Raw genomic sequence first — 23,980 nt, 5'->3', positions numbered from 1 at the left:
TTACTTGCCGACCCGTACCGTGGTGAGGTCCAGGAACCAGGACTGCGGCTGCACCAGTCCATGGACGGTGGGCGCGAGCGCCCGCGGATTGCGGTCGTTGACGACGAAGAGCCAGGGCGCGTCCTCGGTCACCTTGGCGAGGGCCTGCCGGTAGTCGGCCTGCCGCTTGCCCTGATCGGGCGAGCCGGCCGCCGAGGCGAGCAGCGCGTCCACCTCGGGATTGCTGTAGTGGCCGGTCCAGAACGGGCTCTTGCTGCCGATGAACAGCGGGAGCAGCGCCTCGGACTGGAAGAGCGTGGTGGACTGGGCGATGGCGTCGGAGCCGAGAGCCACCTCGCCCTTCGCCTCCGCGCCGATCAGCGTGGACCAGTCGGTGGTACGGAGCTCCACCTTGATGCCCACCGCGGACAGATCCCGTTGCAGCGCCTCGGCGATCGGCACCGGCAGCAGATTGCCCGATCCTCCGGTGGGCACGGTCACGGAGGTGCTGAATCCGCCCGCGTAACCGGCGTCCGCGAGCAGTGCCTTGGCCTTCGCCGGATCGTACCCGTAGAGGTCGCCGGACTTGTCGTACGCGAGTGTCGCCCGAGGAGCGGCCTGGTAGGCCGGATCAGCGGTGCCGTGCAGCAGTTTCTCCGCGATCGCCTCGCGGTTGACGGCGTAGTTGGCCGCCTGCCGGACCCTCGGGTCCTTCCAAGGGCCCTTCTCCGTGTCGAGGATCCAGTACCAGAGGTGGTCGTAGCTGTTGGTGACCACCTTCACACCGTCGGCTTTCAGGCTCTCGATGTCGTCCGGGTTCGGATACTCGATCCAGTTGACGGAGCCGGAGCGCAGCGCGGCGGTACGGGCGGCGGCGTCCGGCAGCGCCTTGACGACCAGCTTGTCGAGCTTGGGCGCGCCGCGCCAGTACGTCTTGTTGGCGACAAGTTCGATCTGCTCGCCCGCCTTCTGGGACTTGAAGGCGAACGGACCTGTTCCGACCGGGTGCTTGGCGAAGTCGGCCGAGCCGGTGGCGCGTACGGCGGTAGGGCTCGCGATCAGAACGTGGGCGAGGTCCTCGGGGAAGTGGCCGTTGGGCTCCTTGGTGACCAACTCGACCTGCTCGGCGCCGAGTTTGCGGTACGCGGTGATCCCGCCCGCGTACTCGCCCGCCGCGGCGCCCAGGGCGTCGGTGTAGTACTCGTTCTTCTTGTCGAGATAGCGGTCGAGGTTGAAGAGGACCGCGTCGGCGTTGAACGGTGTGCCGTCCTGGAAGGTGACGCCCTTGCGCAGGGTGAAGGTCCAGGTCTTCTTGTCGGCCGCGACCTTCCAGGAGGTGGCGAGCGCGCCGGTGACGGGCGGCGGACCGTCCGTGGTGGACAGGTCGTAGCGGGTGAGGCCCTCGTAGAGCTGGAAGCTGACCAGCCGCTTGCCCTCGAAACCGGCGCCGCCGATCACGGTGTCGGTGTTGGGCAGCTTTCCGGTCGCGCCGATGACCAGAGTGCCGCCCGGTCCTGAGGACCCCGTACCGCCTCCGGCGTCGGAGCCGGGCGCGCAGCCGGAGGCGGTGATCAGCAGGGCCGTGGCGGAGAGCAGGGCCCCGGCGGACAGGGCGGTTCTCGCTCGGCCGCGGTGGTGGTGAGGATGGCGGTGCGTCATATCGGTCCTCTGTGTGCGGGATTCCATGGATCGAAGGTCGGTCGGCGGTCGGTCAGCGGTCGGCATGTGCTGGGCGTGGGCCGGTCAGAGCGGCGCGGAGGGCTCGACGGCGGTGGCACCGAGGGCGGTGGCGGGGCCAGGGATGGCGGCCGTATCTGCCGAGGCAGCTGCGTCGGTGGCGGCAGCCGCGCCGGCGGCGGCACCCGTAGCGACGGTGGCGCTCGTACCAGCGGTGGCCGTACCAGCGCCAGCCGTACCGGACGGCGCCTTCGCGGCGGCCAGCAGTGCCCGGGTGTACGGATGGCCGGGCGCCGCCCAGACATCCGCGGCCTGGCCCTCCTCCACCACCCGGCCCTGCCGCAGCACCACCACCCGGTGGGCCAGCCGGCGGACCACGGCCAGATCGTGGGAGATGAAGAGATACGCGAGCCCTCGGCTCTCCTGGAGCTCGACCAGCAGATCCAGTACCTGCGCCTGGACCCGGAGATCGAGCGCCGAGGTCGGTTCGTCGCAGACCACCAGCTCGGGACCGGTCGCCAGCGCTCGGGCCACGGCCACCCGCTGGAGCTGCCCTCCGGACAGCTCACGCGGATAGCGCAGCGCCAGCGCCGGATCGAGCCCGACCTGACGGAACAACTCGGCGGTACGGTCGGCCCGTTCACGCCGAGGCGTGCCCTGTGTCCGCAGGGCGAAGGCCACCGCCTCACCTGCCCGCAGGGCCGGGTTCAGCGAGCCGCGCGGATGCTGCGGCACGAACTGCAACCGGGCGCGTACGGGCCGGGCGGACCGGCCGCGCAGCCGGTACGGATCGTGCCCGGCGAACCGTACGGTACCCAGCGTCGGCGCGAGCAGACCGAGGCTCAGCCGGGCGAGCGTGGACTTCCCGGAGCCGGACTCGCCGACCAGTCCGACCGTCTCGCCCGGAGCCACGGTCAACGAGACCCGGTCCAGGGCGGGCCGGCCGCCGCCGTCCGCGTCATGCTTGGTCGCTCCGCCGCCCGGGTAGCGCTTGGTCACTCCGGTGAGGGAGAGCAGGGCCTCGGTCATCGATGGCCCGCCTCTCCGGCGGCCACCAGTTCGGCCGCGTAAGGATGCCTGGGGCGGGAGAGCACCTGCTCCGCGTCTCCCGACTCGACAATCCGGCCGCCGCGCATCACGGCGACCCGGCCGCCGATCCGCCGTGCCGCGGTGAGGTCGTGGGTGACCATCAGCAGAGCGATTCCGTGTACGGCGCGCAGGGACGCGAAGAGATCGAGGATCTGGGAGCGGACCACGGCGTCCAGGGCGGTGGTGGGCTCGTCGGCCACCAGAAGTCCGGGGACACAGGACACGGCCAGGGCGATCGCCGCCCGCTGGCGCAGTCCGCCGGACAGCTCGTGCGGATAGCTGCGGGCGATCCGGTCCGGCTCGTCAATCCCGGCCCGTTCGAGCAGACCGGGCACGGCCGCGCGTGCCGCCCGACGCCCGGTGGCGATGCCGTGGCGCAGCAGTACCTCGGTGAGCTGGGAGCCGATCCGGCGCAGCGGATCCAGCGATCCCGTCGGGTCCTGCGGTACATATCCGATGCGCCGGCCGCGTATCCGGGACAGCGCGCGCTCGTCCAGCGGACGCAGATCGGTGCCGTCGAGCTCTACGCGCCCGGTGACCTCGGCGCCGTGGCCGGGCAGTCCGAGGACCGTTCTGGCCACGGTGGTCTTGCCGCTGCCCGATTCACCGACGAGGACCAGCGCGCCGCCCGGTTCGACGGTGAGTGTCACACGGTCGACGGCGAGGACGGGACTGGCCGGTCCCGGGTAGCGGACGGTCAGTTCCGTGACGGACAGCGCTGCCGGGCTCGGTTCGGAACGACTGGCTGACGCGCTCGGTTCGGGACGGCCGGCTGCCGGGCTCAGTACGGGACGGCTCGCCGACGCGCTCGATGCGGGACTGCTCATCGGACGGCCTCCGGGAGCAGCGCCCGGCTGTCGCCGGTCCGTACGCGCAGCGCGTCGCCGAGCGTGTTGAAGACCACCGAGACGGCCAGGATGGTGAGCGCGGGCAGCACCGCGACGGCCGGATGGGTCAGCAGGGCCGGCCGCGACTCGTCCAGCATCGCGCCCCATTCCGGGTCGGGCGGCGCCACTCCCAGTCCGAGGAAGGAGAGCCCGGCCGCGTAGACGATGGCCAGGCCGACGAGCGACGAGCAGTAGACCAGGACGACGGGAGCCACAACCGGAGCGACCTGACGGAGCACCACGGCGGTACGGCCCGCGCCGCTCACGCGGGCCGCCTCCAGATACTCGGCGGTACGGATGCGCTGCACCTCGGTGAAGGAGACGCGGGCCACCGCCGGAGTAAGCACAAAGGACAGGGAGATCACGGTGGTGCTCAGTCCCGGTTCCAGCAGGGAGGCGACGGCGATGGCGAGCAGCACCCCGGGGAACGCGTACAGCACGTCGAGCGTACGGAGGAGGGCCTGCTCGGTGATCCGTCCGGCGAGACCGGCGACTGCGCCCAGCAGCGTGCCGGCCACGGCCGCGACGGCCACCGGCAGCAGCCCGCCGATCAGGGACGGCCGTACGGCCACGATCAGCCGGCTCAGCATGTCCCGGCCCTGGGTGTCGGTGCCCAGCGGATGACCCGGTGTCCAGAGGCCGAGCAGCCGGTCGTCCAGGCTTCCGGCGACCGGGTCCTGCGGAGCGAGCCAGGGCCCGGCGACGGCCAGCAGCAGAAGGACGGCGGCCAGCCCGGCGGGCACCAGCAGCCCAGGCCCGTACCGTCCTCGTACCGGCCGCGCCTTCTGTGTCTTCCGCGCCTTCTGTTCCCTCTGTGCGTTCTGTGTATGTGTCATGACGGTCGGCTGTGTCATCGCGCGCTCCTGACCCGGGGATCGATGAGCGCGTGCGCCGCGTCGACCAGGATGTTGATGCCGACGAACGCGACCGCGACCAGCAGTACTCCGCCCTGGACGAGCGGAAGGTCCCGCGCGGTGAGCGCGTCGTACAGCAGCCGTCCGACTCCCGGCCAGGCGAAGAGAGTTTCCACGAAGACGACTCCCTCCAGCAGATAGGCGAGCTGGAGCCCGCCGATGGTGAGGAGGGCGGGCGAGGCGTTGTGGACACAGTGCCGCAGTACGGCGGTCCGGCTCAGCCCTCGGGCCCGCAGGCTGTCCGCGAGGTCCGAGGTGAGCACGGAGCCGAGCGCGGTACGGAACACCCGGGCGGTGAGGCCCAGTGGTACGAGCGCGGCGGCGGTCGCGGGCAGCACGAGATGGCGTACGAGGTCGAACGGGCCACCGCCGCCGAAGACGTCGTGCGTGCCGCCCGCGGGCAGCCAGCGCAGCCATACGGCGAAAACGGCGATCAGCAGCAGCGCCACCGAGTACTGAGGAGCGGACACCGCGAGCGTGTTCAGCGCGCCGGACAGCCGTCCCAGCGCTCCTCGGGGACGCAGGGCGCCGAGCGCGCCGAGCACCGTGCCGCCGGTGACGACCAGTGCGAACGCGACGGCGGTGAGCAGCAAGGTCTGGCCGAGCGCGGGCAGCAGCGTCTCCATCACCGGGCGCTGTGCGGAGATGGAGACACCGAGGTCGAGGTGGAGCGCGTGCCAGAGCCAGTTCACGTACTGGACCGGCACCGGCTCACCGAGGCCGAGCCGCTCGGTCAGCTCCCGCCTGGACTCCGGCGGCGCGCCGGGCCCGAGCAGGGCGCTGACCGGATCGCCCGGGATCAGGGCGACCGTCAGGAAGACCACGACCGTGACGCCGAGCACGGTGGGCACGGCCAGCAGCAGCCGGCGCAGCAGAAAGCGCCTCACCCGTCGGCCCGCCGGGCGAGGACACCGGGGCGACCGGCGGCGGACGGGCGTGGGCGGCGGAACATGAGCGGTCCTTCCAGGAGTTCGGAGTGGCGGCGCGGCGCGGTTCGGTGGCACGGTCCCGGGACGGCCGGTACGGAACCGCCGTCGGCGCCCGGTCGGAAGGTCCGTCCGTACGGAAGGTCGTCCGTACGGAAGGCCGTCCGCGCGAAACGACCGCAGTAGGACCGCGGTAGGACCGGAGTACGGCCACGGTCGTCGGAGCCTCTCGGTCGCGTGGGTTCGGTCGCGAGGATGGACCGGCACGGCGCCGTCGGGCCCGGTGAGGCCGGACCGGGCCGCCGAGTCGAAGAATGAGGGATGTCAACACCGGTCAGCCAGGCAACAGTTCATGCTGATACCCGAGGTCATAGGATCCGGTGGACCCGGTACACGGGTGAGTGTGACCGGTGCTGCCCTGGCCGATATTGACCCGCAGCAAGCCCCTTACTAGGCTGTAAATATGGCTATTCCGTGCACCGACTTCACCTTGGTCGGTATCGGCGGCTCGTGGCACCGCAGGTGCTTCGACGAGCTGTGTAGCGCCCTCGTGCGGCGCTGACCTTCGGCTCTTCCCCGAACAGCGGCGCCCTCTCCTCCTGCCGGGCCCTTTCCGTCCCTCAGCCCAGGTCACCGCCGACCTGATGGCAGGCCAGGGATACGCGGAGAACTCCGGCGTCACCGTCGTATCCGAGGGGAACGCAGCGCGATGCCATACCACTTCCGAGAACGTGCTCCCAGAACGACCGTCTCCCTCCGCCGGAGGGGTGGGCAGTCATGGAACTCCTGACCGAGGCGGATCCGGGCGCCGGGCGCGGCCGACGGCAGCCGGCGCGCCGTGCGTCGCGCGCGCTGCTCGGGCGTACGGGCCCCGAGGCGCTGCACACCGAGATCGACAATCCGCTCGATCTGATCGCGGGCCATCAGATGCTCGCCGAGCCGGAGGACCGCAGAGCGGGCCTGACGGCCTCGCCGCGGCTCAACCCGGCGCCCGTGGGCTGCACCTGCGGCCATCCGTTGTGCACGGAGTCCGCCCACCGCGAGACGCTGCCCACGCGGGTGTTCCTGGTGGAGCGCCATCCGGTGGCGTGCGCGGGACTGCGCAGTGTGCTGGGGCCCGTGCCGGACATGGCGGTGGTCGGCAGCTCGGGCAATCCGGACCGGGCGCTGGAAGCCGTACGCAGGATCCGTCCGGACGTCATCCTGCTCGGCGGCGGCGACACGCTGGGCGACGATCTGTCCGCCGTGGTGCGGCTGCGCGGCCCGGAGGGCTTCCCGGGCGCGCGGGTGCTGCTGCTGCGACGGGCCGAGAGCACCACCGAGGCGAGCCGGATGCTGCTCGCCGGAGCGAGCGGCTGCTTCCCGCTCGAACTGGCGGAGGACCGGATCATCAGTACGGTGTCGATGGCGGCGGCCGGAGCGACGGTCTTCCTGCCTGCGCCACCGCCGGTCCAGGTCCATCCGGCCAGCCTGGCCGGCCACGCGGGCGAACCACTGCCGCAGCACTGCGGGCTGACGGGCCGCGAACGCCAGGTGCTCGCGCAGCTCGCCCGAGGTCTGAGCAACGCGGAGATCGGCCGCGAACTCGCCCTCGCGGAGGCGACGGTGAAGAAGCACCTCACCCAGGCGATGCGCAAAACGGGCCAGTCGGACCGCCTGCGAGCAGCGCTCTACGCCCACCGCCACGGCCTGGCGGGCTGACCTGGCCAAGGGCGTACGGCGCGCACGCCCGCCGAAGGCGAGGACACGGTACGGCGCCGCGCGCCGCGCCGTACCCGTAACACCGGCGCGACAGCGGCCCGGACAAACAGCGCCGTCCAGGCCGGACAGAACCTAGCGCTCAGGACCGACTCAAGGGCGGGCCCCTCACGGGTGCCCGCCCTTTTGTGTGCACGCCGACGCGCCCGCGCCGGGCGACCTTTGGAGTATCCCGCGTGGGCTCATCGTCGCCGTTACCGACTCCGTTCGGGGCTTCTGGGGGCCCTGGCCGCGTACCTAGCGTTACGGGCGGACCAGAAGTCGCCCGGTCCTCTTCCACGCCTGGCCAAGGAGATCCCGATGAGCGATGCGGCCGAAGGAGGCATCGCCCGCGCCGGTTCGCGCGACACCGCCGCGCACGGTGCCGGTACGCCGCCCGAGACGGAATCCGCCGACAGCAGACGCGCCCGGACGACGGTCCTGCCGGACGACGGCACGGCCGGCGGCGCCGTACGACCCGAGAAGTCCCGCAATCCGTACCGCTCGATGCCCGACGCGGAGCGCTCCGCCCTGTGGCGGCAGCGGCTCCACGAGGCCGAGGCCGGTCTCACCGGGCTGCTCGCCTCGCTCGGCGACGAGGTACATCTGACCGACTGGTTCGCCCTCCAGGCCGAGCTGTTCGCCGATCTGCCGGATCCGCGCACCGCACCGGCCGCCGAGTGGCAGCGTGTCTTCTTCCGGGACCAAGCACTGATGGAACGTTTCCTCGTGGCCCGTTACGGCGAGGCGATACTCGCCGACTGGGCCCGTGCCAACGCCGGAGTGCACCGCCAGGTGGAACCCGACCACGGCCGTGGCGCCGGCGATCCCGTCCACCGGATCGCCCGTCAGGCCGAACTCTACGGTTCCGACTACGAGTTCGACGACGAGTCCGCGGACGAGTTCGAGGACGACTCCGTACCGACGAGCCTCACACACGCCGCGCTCACCATCACGCACTGCGCCATCTGGGACTACCGCGAACAGGCCCGCCGCAACGGCGTACGGCTCACTCTCGCCTCGCCCTGCACGTACTGCACCGAGGCCCTGAGCGCCAATATCCGCGCCAAGGGCTATGTGCCCGCGCACCAGTTGCGCACCGGCCCCACCGGGCACGGCTGCCGCTGGGAGGCCACCGCGCCTCCCGCCCCGGCCGCCGCGCCCTCCCCCACCGACGAACTCCAGGAGCCATGATGTGCGGAGTCACCGGCTGGATCGACTGGGAAACCGATCTCCGGAGCGAGGAGGCGACGCTCCGGGCGATGACGGAGACGCTCGCCTGCCGCGGTCCGGACGACTCCGGCGTCCTGCTCTCCCGGCACGCCGCCCTCGGCCATCGCAGACTCGCCGTCATCGCTCCCGACGACGGCGCCCAGCCCATGGGCGCGACCACCGGCGACGGACCGCGCACGGTGCTGACCTACAACGGCGAGCTGTACAACTACCCTGAGCTGCGTGAGGAGTTGCGCTCGCTCGGCCATGAGTTCCGTACCCGCTCCGACACGGAGGTCGTCCTCCGCGCCCATCTCCAGTGGGGCGCCGACGCGCCCCGCCGCTTCAACGGCATCTTCGCGTACGCGCTGTGGAACGACCGCAACCAGGAACTCCTGCTGGTCCGCGACCACTTGGGCGTCAAGCCGCTGTACTGGCATCCGCACGCCTCCGGAGTGCTCTTCGGCTCCGAGCCCAAGGCCGTACTCGCCCATCCGCTCTTCCACGCCGAACTCGACGCCGAGGGCATGGCCGAACTGTTCGCCCTGCCCGCCGCGCCGACCGCGGGCCACGGCATCTTCCGTGGACTGTACGAGGTGCTGCCCGGCCAGACCGTCACCGTACGGCGCGGAGCGACACGTACCGCCTTCTACTGGCGACCCACCGCCCGCGTCCATCCCGACGATCCCACGACCACGCGCGAGACCGTACGGGCGCTGCTCGCCGACACCGTCGAACGCCAGCTCCTCAGCGATGTCCCGCTCTGCACGCTGCTCTCCGGCGGTGTCGACTCCAGCGCCGTCACGGCCCTCGCGGCGGCGGCGCGGGAGCGCGCGGGCCACTCCAAGGTGACCAGCTTCTCGGTGGACTTCCCGGGCAGCGCAGACCGCGCGCCCGACGCCTGGCGCACCGGCGCGGACGCGCCCTTCGTCCGGGCCGCCGCCGAGCACATCGGCACCCTCCACACCTCCGTACTCATCCCGGACGACGATCTGCTGGACGCCCGTGACGCCGTACTGCGCGCCCGGGACCGGCCCGGCTGGGGCGAGATGGACGCGTCGCTGCATCTCCTCTTCCGCGAGGTACGCAGGCGTTCCACGGTGGCCCTGTCCGGCGAGGCCGCCGACGAGATCTTCGGCGGCTACCCGTACTTCCACGATCCCGCGGCGCTCGCCGCGGACACCTTCCCGTGGCTGCACGGCCGCACCACTCCGGCCGCGCTGCTCCGTCCCGAGGTGGCCGCCGAGGTCAGGCCCGAGGAGTACACCGCCGAGCAGTACCGCCGCTCACTGGCCGACGTACCGCGGCTGGAGGGCGAGGAGGGCGCCGACCGCCGTATCCGCGAGATCTTCCATCTCGCGCTCACCCGCTGGCTGCCGCCGCTCCTGGAGCGGGTGGACCGGGTCAGCATGTCCGTCGGTCTGGAGGTCCGGGTGCCGTTCTGCGACCACCGGCTGGTGGAGTACGTGGCGAACGTGCCCTGGGCGGTGAAGACGCCCGGCGGCCGGTCCAAGGGCCTGCTGCGCGACGCCGTACGCGATCTGCTGCCGCCCCAGGTCGCCGACCGGCCCAAGAGCGGCTATCCCTCCACGCCCGCCGTGCGCTACACGGAGGTGCTCACCGCCCGCGCGCACGAGCTGCTCGCCGACAGCCAGGCGCCGGTCTTCGACCTGGTCGACCGGGAGACCGTACGCCGCGCGCTCGCCGAGGGCCGCCCGCTGCCCAGCCCGCGCACCGCGCCCAATCCGGTCGGCGGACTCGACCATCTCGTCCAGGTGGACGAGTGGCTGCGCGCGTACCGGGTGAGGCTGCGGTGAGCCCCGACCGCCGGCCCGTCCGTAGCGCCGAGGCGGAGGCGTACCGAGGCGCCGCGCGGCGCTGGACCACCGGTGTCGCCGTGCTCACCGCGCGCTCGGGCGAGGACGTCTTCGCCAAGACGGTCTCGTCGCTGTGCACGCTCTCCCTGGAGCCGCTGCTGATCAGTGTGGCGGTCGACGCCCGCAGTCCGCTGGCCGCGGCGGTACGCGCCAGCGCCCGGTACGCCGTGTCCGTACTGGGCGCGACACAGGAGCCGCTCGCCCGGCGGTTCGCCTCTCCCGGAGCCGGTCACGCCCTCGGTTTCTTCACTCACGCGCCGATGCGCGAGGACACCGGAGCACCCGTCCTGGAGGACAGCCTCGCCTGGTTCGACTGCCGGCTGCACAGCGTCCTGCCGGGCGGTGACCACGCCGTTCTCGTCGGCCGAGTGGTCGCGGCGGACGTCGGTCAGGGCGAGCCGCTGCTGTACCACGACGGCCGGTACCGCACTCTCCACCACCAACCGATGACGTCGACAGGAGCGCGCGCATGACCCGATTGGACACCTCGGCGTCGGCGAAAGGGCCGACGACAGGGCCGGCGAAAGGGCCGGGGAAAGGCCTGCTCACCGGCGACCGCTACCGGGCCGAGCTGAACGACGGCCGCGAACTGTATCTGGACGGCGCGCGCGTCACCGACACCGCCGCGCATCCCGCCTTCAAGCCCGCCGTGGACGAACTGGCCCGGCTGCTCGACCTCCAGCACGATCCCGCCCATCACGAGCTGCTCACCTGGAAGGACCCGGACACCGGAGCACGGCTCGCCCGTGGCTACCAGCCGCCGCGCACACTGGAGGAGTTGCGCGTACAGCGGCGCAGCGCCGAGTTCTGGCACGCCGAGTCCCTCGGCCAGCACGGCCGTTCGCCCGCCTTCATGGCGTCCATCGCGGTCGGTGTGCACGACTTCCGCCATCAGCTGGAGAACGCGCGTCCGGGCTTCGGCGCCAACGCCGAGGCGTGGTACCGCCATTGCGCGGCCAACGACCTGGTGCTCTCGCACGCACTCGGCGATCCGCAGATCGACCGCTCCACCGATCCGGTGGACGATCCCGATCTCGCCCTGCGGGTGCTGGAGGAGAACGACCAGGGCATCGTCGTACGCGGAGCCAAGCAGCTCACCACGCTCGCGCCGCTCGCCCATGAGGTGCTCGTCTATCTCTCGGCGTCCTTCACCCAGCGCCGCGGTGAGCAGTTCGTGGTCTGGTTCGCGCTGCCGCTCAACACTCCCGGTCTGGTGACGCTGTGCCGCGAGCCGCTCGGCAGCAGCCCTTGGGGCCATGCCCATCCGCTGGGCGCGCGCTTCGACGAGCAGGACGCCATGCTGTTCTTCGATGACGTAACCGTGCCCTGGGACCGGGTGTTCCTGCTGCGCGACGGTGAGCTGGCCCGGCGCGGACTGGGCCGGATCAACGCCTGGAGCGCCTATATCGGCCATGTCCGCTACCGGGAACGGCTGCGTACGCTGCTGGCCACGGCCACTCTCGTCGCCGAGAGCATCGGTGTGGACGGCTTCCGCAACATCCAGGAGGACCTCGGGCGGCTGGCCGGCTACGCCGAACTGACCGAGCTCTTCCTGGACGCCGCCGAGGCCAGGGCCACCGTCACCGACAGCGGTCTGCTGGCTCCGGGCGACACCGCCGCCAGCCGTGTCTGGTCCGCGGAGGTCGCCGAGAGCGCGGTCGCCATCGTGCGCGGGATCGGCGCCTCGGGACTGCTGATGCAGCCCACCGAGAACGATCTCGCGCATCCCCGGCTGCGCCCGCATCTCGACCGGTACATGCGCGGACGAGGCATCGACGCGGAGCGCAAGTCCCGGCTGTTCCGGCTCGCCTGGGAGCTCACCGGCGACGCCTTCGGACAGCGCCAGCATCTGTACGAGTACGTCCACCGCGGCGATCTGGCGCGCAACCGCATCAATCTCTACAAGCGGTACGACCAGAGCGCCGTCCGCGAACGGCTCGAACGGCTCATCGACGTACCGGCCCAGCCCGCCGCACCTCAGGAGGTCAGTCCATGACCGCGTCCGCCACCGAGATCCAGGCCCGTACACTCGCCGGTTACGCGCACGCCAGCGCGCTGCGGCAGATCCATGACCGCGACTGGGTGCTCGACCGGGTGACCGGCGAGCCCGAGGTGCTGCTCGATCTCGGCAGCGGCATCGGCCAGTTGCTGCACGAGGCGCTCGAACGGTATCCGTCCCTGCGGCTGGCCGTCGGTCTGGAGCGCTCCGAACACCGTATCGCGGAGGCCACGGAGCGGCTCGGCGCCCATGGCGACCGGGTCCGGCTGCACCAGGCCGATCTGACGGCACCGCCCGAACTGCCGGAACTGCCCGACGGCGCCGCCGTGGTGACCATGACGTCGGTGCTGCACTGGCTCTATCCGGACGAGGAGCGGACGCTCGACTGGATCAGCCGTCAACTCGCGCCGGACGGCGCCTTCCTGCTGACGACCTATCATCCGGAGCGGGACGCGCACGGGCTGGGCGGCGAGGACGATCTCGTCCGGGACGCGCTCGTCGCCCTCGGCACCGAACGGAGCGCGGTGCCTGCGCTCTTCTCCGACGGCGGCGTCCTGCCCATCGCGACCAGGACGCGTACGGGCGACGAACTGGGCGCGCTGCTGGAGCGGTTCTTCCATGTCGACTCCTATCTGGAGCGCGACGCGGTGGTGACCGTCGAGAGCGAGAGCCAGTACGAGCACTTCCACGCGGCGACCTTCGGCGACTACTACGCCCGGCTCCTCGAACCGGCCAGGCGCGCCGACTTCTTCACCGCGGTCGGCGAGAGCGCCTGGCGGCGCCAGCGCGAGCGGGGCCGGGTCAGCGAGATGCCCGTACGGCTCTGGCGGCTCACTCCGCACCGGTGAGCGTCCGACTACGCTGAGCGGGCGGGCACTTCAGCGGTCCCGCCGATACGCAGTCCCGTCCGGCCGAGGAGCCACGATGTCAACTCCCCTCCCCAGCGCGAAACTCGGCGCGTTCCTCCGAGCCCACCGAGAGCTGCTCAAGCCCGCCGATGTCGGGCTGGTGGCCACCGCCCGCAGGCGCACGCCAGGGCTGCGCCGGGAGGAGGTGGCCTCGCTCTCGGGTGTGGGACTGGCCTGGTACACCTGGTTGGAGCAGGGCCGGGTGACCGCTTCCCGGCAGGTGCTCGGCGCGGTCACCCGGGCGCTGCGGCTCGACGCGGCCGGGCAGCGGCACGCGATGCGGCTGGCCGGCTATCACGATCCCGCGCTCTCGGCGGAGGAGGACGGCGGCAGCAATGGCCTTGCCGCCGCCGTCCAGCCGGTGCTGGACTCCTGGACGGCCAGTCCGGCCGTCCTGCTGGACCGGTACTTCGATCTGCTGGGCTGGAACGCCGCGTGGGGAGCACTGTGGGGCAGCCCGGAGACCGTCCCGGCGGACCGCCGCAATCTGATGTGGCTGATGGTGGCCGACCAGCGGCTGCGGACGGTGCTGCGGGACTGGGAGCCGCTGGCCATGAATGTCTTCCAGCACTTCCGCGCGCAGGCGGGCCCAGCGCTGGAGGATCCTCGTACCGATGAGGTCTACCGGCGTCTTGACGAGGACGCGCCGGAGCTCCGCCACTGGTGGGGATGCCACTCGGTGGCGGAGCTGACGGCCCGTACGGTCGTCGTGGAGCCGGCCGGGATCGGCAGGATCGAGCTGTCGCTCTCGTCCTTCCACCCGGTGGACGACCCGAGCGCGCTGGTGCTGCTCTTCACACCGGCGTCCGCCACGGACCGCGCCCGGATGGGAGCACTCACCGAGCGGCCTCTGCGGTCCGTCGATCCGGGCACGGGCGCGGGACGTCAGGCCGGCTGATCCTGTCCGAGGGTCAGGCCGGTCCGGGAGTCAGGCAGGTCCGGGAGTCAGGCCGGCTGATCCTGCCGTACGGCCTTCCGGAGGCCCGCGCCGACCGTGAGCGCGCCCAGCGCCGCGAGGAGCGCCAGACCGGTGCCGATGATCAGTGTGCCCGTGGTGACCTCGGCGAACGATCCCACCGCCCAGGCACCGATACCGGTGCCCGCGTACATGGTCGAGGTCAGCCAGGCGCTGGAGGTCGCGCGCAGCTCCGGATTGACGGTGCCCGCCAGCGTCTGCTGGTCGGTGACGAAACCGCCGCTGGCCACGAACCACACGACCACTCCGGCGAGCGCGAGCACCAGTCCAGGGCCCCAGGCCGACAGCGTGATGCCCGCCGCCATCACGACTCCCCATACGGGCAGCAGCGGTACGTGGTTGCCTCCGGCGGCGCGGGCCCGGTCGCCCAGCCGGCCGCCGAGCAGGGAGCCGGCCACACTGCCCGCGCCGACCAGGATGCCGACGAGTCCGAGTTCCGAGACGGACAGATCGAAGCGGTCGACGAGCAGGGCGCCCAGGAAGGTGTAGGCACCGAGATTGGCCGCGTGGAAGACCGTGTTGACGGTGAGCGCCTTGCGGAGCGTCGGATCGCTCCATCCGGCGAGCACGGCCTTGACCGCGCCGACCTCGGCCGGCCGGCCTGCGCTCGCCGGGAGCTGGCGCAGCAGCAGAGGCAGCGCGAGGGCGGTGGCCACGGCCATGGCGAGGAACGCCGAGCGCCAGCCGGCCCAGCCGGCGAGCACCGCGCCGAGCGGTACGCCGATCACCTGGCCGCAGGAGAAGAGCGCCATGCCGAGGCCGAGGGCCCGGCCGCGTACCCGGTCGGGTGCGGTCTCGGCGATATGGGCCCAGATCGCGGGTCCCGCTGCGGCTGCGGCGAGACCGGCGACGGCGCGCGAGACGATCAGCAGCGCCAGCCCGGTGGAGAGCGCGGCGATGGCGTTGGACACGAGGAAAAGCGCGGCACCGGCCACCAGTGTCCGCCGCCGTCCGAAACGGTCGCTGAGCAGACCGAGGAACGGCGCGCAGATCGCGTACACCAGGACGTACGCGGTCACGCTGGAGGCCGCGGCGGCCTCGCTGACGTCGATGTCCTCCGCGATGGTGGGCAGGAGCGGAGAGACCAGGAAGGTTTCCGTACCGAAGAGGAAGAGCAGGGCGAAGACGCCGGCGTACCGCAGTCGGTCGAAGGTCTCGGATGCGGTGTCGGGGCCGTGCGCGTCCGGGGGACCGCTCAAGGGGATCACTGCCTTTCGGGCGTCGTGGGGAGTCCCGGTGGCCGTCGGGGGCCGTACGGGAGAAGCCACGTGCGGCTCCGGCGGCGACAGGGACCGTCCGGTCCCGCCATGCTGCTCGGGACGCGCGGACGCAACCAGGCAGGCGTTCATCCTGTGACCCCAGGTCACAGTCAGCCTCGAAGGGACCGTGATCGGTCCGGTGGTGCGGAGGGCGTTGGTACGGAGGGCGGTGGAGGGCGGTGCCCTCCACCGTCGTTCTCATGTCCGGACGACTGGTCGGGAACTCAACAGCTAAACAAGTGGCGCCGCACTGACGGCAGTTGCCCCGGCGGGCACGGGCGAGGCAAGAGGCTCGGGCTGGATGACGGGCTTGGGCGGGACGACCGGCCTCGGCGGGAGAAGAGGCTCGGGCGGAACCATGGGCTCGGGCAGCGGAACGTGCTCGGACGGGCCGACGGCCATGACGGACTCGGTGACGGCGACACGGCCGCCCAGCCGCAGCGGTGCCAGCCGGCCGGGATCGCCCGTCAGCAGCAGACGTACCGCGGCCCACGGGAGGTTCACTCCGGCGAAGGCGGTCTGGAAGATCCCGGCGGAGGCCCGTGGGTTGGCCTCCAGCAGGATCGGCCGGCCGTGCCAGTGGCGCAGCTGGACGTTGGAGAGATAGGCGAGCCGGAAATGGCTCACCAGGCGCTGGGCGATGGCGGTCAGAGCAGGAGCGTCGAGCAGATGGCGGTAGCGCCCGTCCTTGGACCGGGCGACACAGGTGACCATGTCGCCGCCCGGGGCCGAGAGACAGTCGATGCTCACCTCCGGGTCGTCCAGATACGGCATCACGATGAACTCGGGAACCTTCTCGCCCTGGTCCGCCGCCCGGTCCAGCGCGTCGGCCACCGCGCCGACGGAGGCGACGGGCCGTGCCGGTGCGAGCAGATCCTTCATACGCAGAGGCTCGTCGTCGAGAATGCGGAAGCCGAACGCCGAGAACTCTCCGGCGGGTTTGATACAGGCGATGCTGCCCGCGTCGGCTATCTGCCGTGCCGCCGCGCGGAGTTGCTCACCGTCGGAGACGATCCACCAGGGCGGTACGGGCACACCGATCGCCTGGGCGGCCTCGTAGGTCAGACTCTTGCTGGTCAGTGTGGAGACCGCGGCGGCCGGTGAGCACATGAGCTTTGTGCCGTCCGCGGCGAAGGCGTCGGCGTAGGGCGCGAGCGCGTCCAGTCGCCTGGGCGGTATCAGAACGTCGATGGCGTGCCGGCGGCAGAAGTCGAGGGCGAACTCGGCGTAGGCCGCGTTGCTCACCCGGTGTGGTTCGACTTCGCTCACGTCACAGGCCGCGAGCGCGGGAGCGTGCCGGCTGATGTTGGAGCCGTAGATACGGACATCGGTGGCGTCGGGGTTCTCACGCAACATCCGGGCCACCTCGGTGGCGGCGACCCCCGCGCTGCTGAGCCAGATGCGAAGTGCTATCGGGAACGCTCCCCTCGGACAGGGCGACATGGCCACGCGGCACGGGAAACCAGCGCGGGAGAACTCTCCGGTGCCGGAAATCCACGGCCTGCGCGGCGGTGCGCAATCGGGTGTGTAGAGCGGATGATAGCCCGGATGGGCTGCGGTTTTACACGTTCACCAGCCATGACCTCCAGCTCCCCGCGAGGGCACCCGGCACCCGCGCGAACACGCACCGCGACACCACCGCACCTCGCCGCGCACGGCGGCGGGCACCCGCGGCGGCGGTTCGGACGTTGATCAAGTGGGATGATTCACGGTGTCACCGGAGCGCTGGAAGCCCGTGGTCCGGTTTCCGTGCGGTGCCGAGTGCCGAGGCAGGGAGGAGTCGCTGATGCTGTTCCGTCAGTTGGAGTATTTCGTGGCGGTCGCCAGAGAGAGGCACTTCGCGCGGGCGGCCGAGTCCTGCTACGTATCGCAGCCCGCGCTCTCGGCGGCGATCGCCAAGCTCGAACGCGAACTGAACGTCACGCTGATCAACCGCGGACACAACTACGAGGGCCTCACTCCGGAGGGCGAGCGGCTCGTCGTCTGGGCCAAGCGGATCCTCGCCGAGCAGGACGCGTTCAAGGCCGAGGTGGCCGCCGTGCAGTCGGGCATCACCGGGACGCTGCGGCTGGGTACGGAGCCCACGGCGTCGACGACCTTGGCGCTGCCCGTCGCCGCGTTCTGCGGCGCGCATCCGCTGGCCAAGGTCCAGGTCCGCTCCCGGCTCTCCGCGCGGGAACTCCACCGCCAGCTACGGGAGTTCGAGCTGGACGCGGCGATCGCGCACTTCGCTCCCGAGGACCGGGAGAGCCTGCAAGTGGTGCCGCTGTACCAGGAGAGGTACGTACTGCTGGCGTCGGGCGACCAGTTGATGCCGCAGACCAACACCATGACCTGGGCGGACGCGGCCCAGCTGCCGCTCGCGCTGCTGACGCCCGACATGCGTATCCGCCAGCTCATCGACAACGTGTTCGCGGACAGCGGTGTCGTGGTGACGCCGCAGGTGGAGACGGACTCGGTCGCCTCCCTCTACGCGCATGTGGGCGTCGGCGACTGGGCGAGCATCGTGCCGCACACATGGCTGCGCGCGATGCCGGTGATCGGCAGGCCGAGAGCCGTCCGTCTGGTCGCCCCGGACGCCAGGGCGCAGGTCTCGGTCGCGATCCACGCGGCGACTCCGGGATCGATCGCCGCGCGGGCGTTTGTGAACGCGGCGACGGGCCTGTCACTGGACGAGTTCTTCGACCAGCCGCTCCCGGCCGAGCACCGCGTCAGATAAACCTGCGGCCAGACCCGCGCTCAAGACCTGCGGCGCTCTTTCGATTCCGCGTACCGGTTCTCCACCGCCCGCCGGTCCAGTCCGCCCTTCGCCGTGTGCGGCAGTGCCGCGACGATCTCCAGCCGGTCGGGCACCTCGGCGGGCGACAGCCGGTCGCGGCAGTACTGGAGGATCTGCCCGGAGCCGAGGATCTCGCCGTCGCGTACGACCACGACGGCGCCGGCCCGCTGCCCGTAGTGCGCGTCCGGAATCGGGAACACGGCCGCCTCGGACACACCGGGACAGCCCGCGAGCACGTCCTCGACATGCTCGGGCGAGATCTTCTCGCCGCCGCGGTTGATGAGGTTCTTGATGTGCCCGGTGAGGAAGAGATACCCGTCCTCGTCCAGCGAGCCCAGATCGCCGGTGCGGAACCAGCCGTCGGCGAAGCTCTCCGCCGTCCCGTCCGGATCGCCGAGATAGCCGCGCGTGACGGTGGGACCCTGCACCCACACCTCGCCCTGGGTGCCTGCCGGGCACGTACGCCCGTTCCGGTCGACGACACGCAGGTCCACTCCGGTGGTCCGGCCGACGGATCCCTGCTTCAGCGGCCCCCACTCCGGCAGCGGCTCGCTGGTCGTCTGGTGCGTGGTCTCGGTCATCCCGTACGCGGACAGCAGCGGCGCGCCGAGCGTACGTTCCAGCGCACGCTGCGTGGCCGCGTTGAGCGGAGCGCTGCAACTGCGGACGAACCTCAGCGGCGCGAGCTCCGGGCCCGGGTACTCCGCCGCCGATCGGTCCAGCAGGATCTCGTGGATGGTCGGGACCGCGGTGAACCAGCTCGCGCCCACGGCCTGTACGTCGTCCCAGAACGTGTGCGCAGAGAACCGTCCGCGCTCGGGCAGCAGTACGCATCCTCCGCTGGCCAGCGAGGCCAGCAGGGCCGCGAACAGCCCGTGGCCGTGGAAGAACGGCATCACCGCGACCGTCGCGTCGCCGGGACCCAGCTCGTAGGTGGCACAGATGTCCCGCACGGAGGCGGCGACATTGGCATGCGTCAGCGGGACCATCTTGGCCCGGTCGGTGGTTCCCGAGGTGAACAGCACAAGGGCGTCGTCGCCGGTCAGCTCGCCGGCCGCGCCTCGTACGCCCGGTGCTCCGTCCCGTACGCCACGCGGACCGCCCGCGCGTCCGCCCTCGCCCGTATCGAGCGCGGCCGTCGCCGTCCCGTCGCGGGCGACGTCCACGCGCACCGTCCACGACGGCGTTCCCTCAACCCACGCGCCCCCCGCGACCGCCTCCGCGTCGGCCGCGAGCGGACCGGTGAGGATCGCCCGCGCGCCCAGCTCTTCGATCCGGGCGGACATCTCCGGCTCCGGCAGCGCGGGATCGACCGGCGCGACCACCAGCCCGGCCCGTGCCGCGCCCAGCAGCGCGACCACGAACTCGGCGGTGTTGGCGCAGACGAGACCCACCGCGTCACCGCGCCGCAGCCCCGCGCCGCCGAGGCGCACGGCCATGTCGTCGGCCAGGGCGGCGAGAGTGCCGTAGGACAGGTCCGCCCGGTTGCCGGTGACGGTGACGACGAGCGCCCTGGCGCCGGGACAGTCGCGTACCTGCCGGTCCAGAAGATCCACGAGGCCCGTGACCGCCGGGGGCCGGTACCGGTTCGTGTCGCACACGGACGCCGTAGTGGGAACGGCCATGACCACCATCTCCTCGCTCTGGAACTCATACCGGATCTGAGGAATCTGAGGAAACCGTCATCTGCGAGCCTGCGCTGGCGCGAAGTGTCCGTCCAATACGCGCTGGTGAACAGTTGATAGCAAATGTTTATCAAGGGAGTTGCCGCGCTTCCCGCGCTCCCGCGACCAGCATCAATAAATGCTGTTTATCGGTTGGTCGCCGATAGGTCTTGGACGCGGGCACGCACGCCGAACAAGGTGGGACGAGAAGCCGCACAGGCATGACCGCCCAAGGAGGACCTCGGAGCCATGACCGCCCCTTCCGCACTGGAGACCGCGTCGACCGCCGACGTTCCGGCCGAGGCCGAGCTCACCGACGGGTACCACCTGGTCGTCGACGCGCTGAAGCTGAACGATGTCGACACCATCTACGGGGTGGTCGGCATCCCGATCACCGACCTGGCCCGCCTCGCGCAGGCCCAGGGCATCCGTTACATCGGCTTCCGCCACGAGAGCAACGCCGGTCACGCGGCGGCGGCGGCCGGTTACCTCACGAAACGGCCGGGCGTCGCTCTGACGGTGTCCGCGCCGGGCTTCCTCAACGGCCTCGTCGCACTCGCGAACGCCACCACGAACTGTTTCCCGATGGTGCAGATCTCGGGCTCCAGCGAGCGGCATCTCGTCGACCTCAAGCAGGGCGACTACGAGGAGATGGACCAGCTCGCCGCCGCGCAGCCGTTCGTGAAGGCCGCCTACCGCGTGAGCCGTGTCGAGGACATCGGCCGTGGTATCGCCCGCGCGCTGCGCACCGCGATCTCGGGCCGGCCCGGCGGTGTGTATCTCGACATACCGGCCGCGGTGCTCGGCTCCATCATGGACGCCGAGGAGGGCGCCAAGACGCTGAGCCGTCTTGTCGACCCGGCGCCGCGCCAGCTCCCGGCCCCCGAGGCCGTGGACCGCGCGATCGAGATCCTGGCGGGCGCTCAGCGCCCGCTGGTGGTGCTCGGCAAGGGCGCCGCGTACGCGCAGGCGGACGAGCGGATCCGGGAGTTCATCGAGTCCACGGGCATCCCGTACGTACCGATGTCGATGGCGAAGGGCCTGCTGCCCGACAACCACCCGCAGTCGGCCGCCACCGCCCGTTCGCTGGCGCTGCGCAAGGCCGATGTCGTGGTGCTCCTCGGCGCCCGGCTGAACTGGCTGCTCAACCACGGCGAGGCTCCGCAGTGGAACCCGGACGCCAAGTTCATCCAGGTGGACATCGAGCCCAAGGAGCTGGACAGCAACCAGCCCATCGCCGCGCCGCTCGTCGGAGACATCGAGTCGGTGCTCGAAGTGCTCGCCGAGCGGACCAAGCCCGGCCAGATCGCGGCTCCGGCCGCCTGGCGGGAGGAGCTGGCGGCGCGCTCGGCGCAGAATGTCGCCAAGATGGCGGAGCGTCTCAAGGCCGATCCGCATCCGATGCAGTTCATGGGCGCCCTCAAGGCCGTACGTGATGTCGTCCACGAGCGCCCCGAGACATACATCGTCAACGAGGGCGCCAACGCGCTGGACATCGCGCGCAATGTGATCGACATGCAGGTGCCGCGCCACCGCCTCGACAGCGGTACGTGGGGTGTCATGGGCATCGGCATGGGCTACGCGATCGCCGCCGCCGTCGAGACCGGCGCGCCGGTCGTGGCCGTGGAGGGCGACAGCGCCTTCGGCTTCAGCGGTATGGAGCTGGAGACGATCTGCCGCTACAAGCTGCCCGTCGTCACCGTCATCATGAACAACGGCGGTGTCTACCGCGGCGACGACATCAACCCGCTGGAGACCGACCCGTCGCCGACGACGCTGATGCTCCAGGCGCGCCACGACCTGATGATCGAGGCGTTCGGCGGCAAGGGCTACCGCGCGACCACGCCCGCCGAGGTCACCGCCGCCCTCACCGAGGCGCTGGCCTCGGGCGGCCCGGCGCTCATCGACTGCGCGATCGATCCCTCGGCCGGCACCGAGAGCGGTCATATCGCGCACCTCAACCCGAAGGGCATCACCGTCGGCAACATCACGCCGGCGAAGAAGTAGGCGTTCCGCGCCCCTGAACCCCTCGCGTACTCCGCACACCGCACACTCCACCCTCGCACCGAGAACATTCACGAGAAGGAAGCCATCATGAGTGAAAAGCCGCTCGCCGGGATCAAGGTGATCGACTTCACCGGGGTCCAGGCCGGTCCCGCGTGCACCCAGATGCTCGCCTGGTTCGGCGCCGACGTCATCAAGGTCGAGCGCCCCCAGGGCGGCGACGTGACCCGCAACCAGCTCCGGGACATCCCCGACCTCGACGCGCTCTACTTCACCATGCTGAACAGCAACAAGCGCTCGCTGGCCATCAACACCAAGACCCCCGAGGGCAAGGAGGTCATGGAGAAGCTGATCCGCGAGTCGGACATCCTGGTCGAGAACTTCGCGCCGGGCGCCATGGACCGTATGGGCCTGAGCTGGGAGCACATCCACGAGCTGAACCCGCGCCTGATCTTCGGCTCGGTCAAGGGCTTCAACGACGACTCGTCGTGGAACGACCTCAAGGTCTACGAGAACGTCGCCCAGGCCGCCGGTGGCGCCGCGTCCACCACGGGCTTCTGGGACGGTCCGCCGACCATCAGCGGCTCGGCCCTCGGCGACAGCAACACCGGCATGCACCTGCTGATCGGTCTGCTGACCGCGATCATCCAGCGCAACGCGACCGGTCTGGGCCAGAAGGTATCGGTGTCCATGCAGGACGCCGTGCTCAACCTCACCCGGGTCAAGCTCCGTGACCAGCAGCGCCTGGAGAAGATCGGCTACCTGGAGGAGTACCCCCAGTACCCGCACGGCGAGTTCGGCGACGCGGTGCCCCGCGGCGGCAACGCCGGCGGCGGTGGCCAGCCCGGCTGGATCCTGAAGTGCAAGGGCTGGGAGACCGACCCCAACGCCTACATCTACTTCACGATCCAGGAGCAGAACTGGAAGCGCACCGCCGAGGCCATCGGCCACCCCGAGTGGGTCGAGGACCCGGACTACACGACTGCCCGGGCCCGCCAGCCGCGCATCATGGAGATCTTCGGCGAGATCGAGAAGTGGCTGGCCGACAAGACCAAGTACGAGGCGGTCGACATCCTGCGCGAGTGGGAGGTGCCCTGCGCGCCCGTGCTCAGCATGAAGGAGCTCGCCGAGGACCCGGACATGCGCAAGAGCGGCACGATCGTCGAGGTCGAGCAGAAGGAGCGCGGCACGTACCTGACCGTGGGCAGCCCGGTCAAGTTCTCCGGCTTCAAGCCCGACATCAAGGGTGCGCCGCTGCTCGGCGAGCACACGGACGAGGTTCTCGCGGACCTCGGCTACGACGCGAACGACATCCGCAGGCTGCACGAGGGCAACGTCGTCGCCTGATGCGGTGACTCGTGGCCGTACGACCGATTCCCGGGTGCCCCGCGCGCGATCCGCGTGCAGGGCACCCGTTTGTGTGCGGAGTGTGTACGGCGGAGTACAGCAGCTTCGGCGTGATGGGCTGACCTCCCGCGCGTACGGGACTGCTCTCGCCCGGGTGCGGCCCGCGCGGGAGAATGGGCGTGAGCACCCGGTTCGCCGTGAGCATCCGCTTCGTACCTCGGCGGCAAGCCGAAAGGATCACGAGATGGTCGACACAGGATTCTCTTCGTTCGACACGATGGTGGACAAGGCCAACCACATCCTCAAGGAGATCGAAAAGCCCTACGGATGGCCGAAGGAACGCCGGAAGCAGTCCTACGCCGCTCTGCGGGCGGTCCTGCACCAGCTGCGGGACCGGTTGTCGGTCGAGGAGAGCGCGCAGTTCGCCGCTCAGCTCCCGACATTGTTGCGCGGTATCTACTACGACGGCTGGAAGCCTGCCGAAACGCCGGTGAAGATGCACAAGGAGGAGTTCCTCGAACGCGTCAAGCGGGACTTCCGCTACTCGGTCGACGGCGGCACCGAGCAGTTGGTGCATACCGTCCTCACGGCCCTCCAGCAGCACATCAGCGAGGGAGAGTGGAAGGACCTCAAGGCACATATGCCGACCTCGCTGGCCGCCGTCCTGCCGGACGGCCCGGCTCCTGAGGCGCCACGCGAAAAGCCTGAGAAGCCTGCCTCCGAGGCCCCGCACTGAGGCCCTTGCT

At 70.9% G+C, this 23,980-nt stretch carries 19 protein-coding genes; 11 read left to right on the top strand and 8 right to left on the bottom strand.

Features of this window, described 5'->3' with window-relative positions; genetic code table 11:
* The 5 genes from ACFV6H_RS17475 to ACFV6H_RS17455 are packed head-to-tail and all read right to left on the bottom strand — an operon-like array spanning position 1 to position 5,433.
* On the bottom strand, positions 1-1,665 hold the full coding sequence (locus ACFV6H_RS17475) for an ABC transporter substrate-binding protein (protein ID WP_385542512.1): 1,665 nt from the start codon (positions 1,663-1,665) through the stop codon (positions 1-3).
* Positions 1,666-1,722: 57 nt separating this feature from the next.
* On the bottom strand, positions 1,723-2,685 hold the full coding sequence (locus ACFV6H_RS17470; RefSeq protein WP_385542509.1) for an ABC transporter ATP-binding protein: 963 nt from the start codon (positions 2,683-2,685) through the stop codon (positions 1,723-1,725).
* Positions 2,682-3,572 carry an ABC transporter ATP-binding protein gene (locus ACFV6H_RS17465; protein ID WP_385542506.1) on the bottom strand — a complete coding sequence of 297 codons (891 nt, stop codon included), beginning with the start codon at positions 3,570-3,572 and terminating at the stop codon, positions 2,682-2,684. The genes ACFV6H_RS17470 and ACFV6H_RS17465 overlap by 4 nt, the downstream gene beginning before the upstream one ends.
* Entirely contained in the window at positions 3,569-4,486 is a 918-nt protein-coding gene (locus ACFV6H_RS17460; protein ID WP_385542503.1) for an ABC transporter permease, read from the bottom strand. Before ACFV6H_RS17460 ends, ACFV6H_RS17465 begins: the two co-directional genes overlap by 4 nt.
* Positions 4,483-5,433, bottom strand: coding sequence for an ABC transporter permease (locus ACFV6H_RS17455; protein WP_385542500.1), 951 nt, complete (start codon positions 5,431-5,433; stop codon positions 4,483-4,485). The genes ACFV6H_RS17460 and ACFV6H_RS17455 overlap by 4 nt, the downstream gene beginning before the upstream one ends.
* Positions 5,434-6,249: 816 nt before the next feature.
* Here ACFV6H_RS17455 and ACFV6H_RS17450 point away from each other — a divergent pair.
* From ACFV6H_RS17450 to ACFV6H_RS17420, 7 genes are all read left to right on the top strand, one after another.
* Entirely contained in the window at positions 6,250-7,173 is a 924-nt protein-coding gene (locus ACFV6H_RS17450) for a response regulator transcription factor (RefSeq protein ID WP_384793002.1), read from the top strand.
* 357 nt (positions 7,174-7,530) lie between these two features.
* Positions 7,531-8,403, top strand: coding sequence for a hypothetical protein (locus ACFV6H_RS17445; RefSeq protein ID WP_093602846.1), 873 nt, complete (start codon positions 7,531-7,533; stop codon positions 8,401-8,403).
* A complete protein-coding gene (gene asnB, locus ACFV6H_RS17440) occupies positions 8,403-10,238 on the top strand; it encodes an asparagine synthase (glutamine-hydrolyzing) (RefSeq protein ID WP_385542495.1) in 1,836 nt (611 codons plus the stop codon). The genes ACFV6H_RS17445 and asnB overlap by 1 nt, the downstream gene beginning before the upstream one ends.
* Complete coding sequence (locus ACFV6H_RS17435) at positions 10,235-10,771, top strand: flavin reductase family protein (protein ID WP_385542493.1); 537 nt, start codon at positions 10,235-10,237, stop codon at positions 10,769-10,771. The genes asnB and ACFV6H_RS17435 overlap by 4 nt, the downstream gene beginning before the upstream one ends.
* Positions 10,768-12,294, top strand: a complete 1,527-nt coding sequence (locus ACFV6H_RS17430) for a 4-hydroxyphenylacetate 3-hydroxylase family protein (RefSeq protein WP_385542490.1) — start codon at positions 10,768-10,770, stop codon at positions 12,292-12,294. The genes ACFV6H_RS17435 and ACFV6H_RS17430 overlap by 4 nt, the downstream gene beginning before the upstream one ends.
* A complete protein-coding gene (locus ACFV6H_RS17425) occupies positions 12,291-13,145 on the top strand; it encodes a class I SAM-dependent methyltransferase (protein WP_385542487.1) in 855 nt (284 codons plus the stop codon). Before ACFV6H_RS17430 ends, ACFV6H_RS17425 begins: the two co-directional genes overlap by 4 nt.
* A 76-nt stretch (positions 13,146-13,221) precedes the next feature.
* Positions 13,222-14,103, top strand: a complete 882-nt coding sequence (locus ACFV6H_RS17420; protein ID WP_385542484.1) for a helix-turn-helix domain-containing protein — start codon at positions 13,222-13,224, stop codon at positions 14,101-14,103.
* A gap of 47 nt (positions 14,104-14,150) precedes the next feature.
* Here ACFV6H_RS17420 and ACFV6H_RS17415 read toward each other — a convergent pair whose 3' ends face one another.
* Both ACFV6H_RS17415 and ACFV6H_RS17410 read right to left on the bottom strand, forming a co-directional pair.
* Positions 14,151-15,380 (bottom strand): MFS transporter, encoded by a 1,230-nt coding sequence (locus ACFV6H_RS17415; protein ID WP_385542481.1) that lies wholly within the window; start codon positions 15,378-15,380, stop codon positions 14,151-14,153.
* Between the two features lie 291 nt (positions 15,381-15,671).
* Positions 15,672-16,883 carry an ATP-grasp domain-containing protein gene (locus tag ACFV6H_RS17410; protein WP_385542585.1) on the bottom strand — a complete coding sequence of 404 codons (1,212 nt, stop codon included), beginning with the start codon at positions 16,881-16,883 and terminating at the stop codon, positions 15,672-15,674.
* 343 nt (positions 16,884-17,226) lie between these two features.
* On the opposite strand from ACFV6H_RS17410, the gene ACFV6H_RS17405 reads away from it, so the two are divergent.
* The gene (locus tag ACFV6H_RS17405; protein ID WP_066942956.1) at positions 17,227-18,159 is read left to right on the top strand and encodes a LysR family transcriptional regulator; all 933 of its coding nucleotides are present in this window, start codon (positions 17,227-17,229) and stop codon (positions 18,157-18,159) included.
* A gap of 20 nt (positions 18,160-18,179) precedes the next feature.
* Here the strand turns inward: ACFV6H_RS17405 and ACFV6H_RS17400 are convergent, their stop codons facing one another.
* Complete coding sequence (locus tag ACFV6H_RS17400) at positions 18,180-19,844, bottom strand: FadD7 family fatty acid--CoA ligase (RefSeq protein WP_385542479.1); 1,665 nt, start codon at positions 19,842-19,844, stop codon at positions 18,180-18,182.
* A gap of 288 nt (positions 19,845-20,132) precedes the next feature.
* Here ACFV6H_RS17400 and oxc point away from each other — a divergent pair, with 288 nt between their 5' ends.
* From oxc to ACFV6H_RS17385, 3 genes are all read left to right on the top strand, one after another.
* Positions 20,133-21,890, top strand: a complete 1,758-nt coding sequence (gene oxc, locus ACFV6H_RS17395) for an oxalyl-CoA decarboxylase (RefSeq protein ID WP_384793029.1) — start codon at positions 20,133-20,135, stop codon at positions 21,888-21,890.
* 87 nt (positions 21,891-21,977) lie between these two features.
* Positions 21,978-23,234 carry a formyl-CoA transferase gene (frc, locus tag ACFV6H_RS17390; RefSeq protein WP_385542476.1) on the top strand — a complete coding sequence of 419 codons (1,257 nt, stop codon included), beginning with the start codon at positions 21,978-21,980 and terminating at the stop codon, positions 23,232-23,234.
* 244 nt (positions 23,235-23,478) lie between these two features.
* A complete protein-coding gene (locus ACFV6H_RS17385; protein ID WP_384978286.1) occupies positions 23,479-23,970 on the top strand; it encodes a DUF2267 domain-containing protein in 492 nt (163 codons plus the stop codon).
* Positions 23,971-23,980: the final 10 nt, after the last annotated feature.

Origin of the sequence: Streptomyces sp. NPDC059743 (genome assembly GCF_042732975.1) — a bacterium.
GTDB lineage: Bacteria > Actinomycetota > Actinomycetes > Streptomycetales > Streptomycetaceae > Streptomyces.
Note: the sequence above shows the minus strand (reverse complement) of the source record. Positions and strands in the feature narration are given on the sequence as shown.